Annotated in this window: 1 protein-coding gene; it reads left to right on the top strand. The window is 70.9% G+C overall.

The annotated features are described in order from the left end of the window. Positions 1-69: 69 nt before the first annotated feature. Positions 70-457: hypothetical protein (locus B7P34_RS36220; protein ID WP_146167058.1), on the top strand; the 388-nt coding region annotated here is incomplete at its 3' end.

Below are 457 nucleotides of genomic sequence, written 5' to 3'. Positions count from 1 at the left end.
CAGCGGCGACGGCTGGCGGATCACTGAGGGCGACGAGTCGTGGGTCATCCGCAAGTCGGCGGTGTCGGCATGAGCAGGGAGACCGACAAGCCGAAGCGGCGAACGGTCGTCGTCGACTGCGAATCCAGTGGCCTCACCGAGGACGCCATCGCGGTCGAGATCGGCTGGTGGGACCTGGACACCGACGAGCGCGGCTCGTTCATCCCGCCGCACGACGAAGCCTGGGTCCGCGAGCACGGCCACCCGGACGCGCTGCGCATCAACGGCTACCTCGAGCGGATCGCCGGCCAGCCCCACGACGACGGCACCGAGGTTCGACGCCTGCACCACGCGCTGCGGGGGCAGTGCATCGCCGGAGCGAACGTGGGCCGTGCCGACTGCGCCTGGCTGGTGAAGGTGTTCCGGCAGGCCGGTCTGCACCCGGAGCCGTGGAACTACCGGCTCGGCGAGATCGGGC

The sequence above is a fragment of the Streptosporangium nondiastaticum genome, assembly GCF_003011965.1.
In the GTDB taxonomy this organism is placed as follows: Bacteria; Actinomycetota; Actinomycetes; order Streptomycetales; family Streptomycetaceae; genus Streptomyces; species Streptomyces nondiastaticus.
This window is presented reverse-complemented; position numbering and strand designations above follow the sequence as displayed.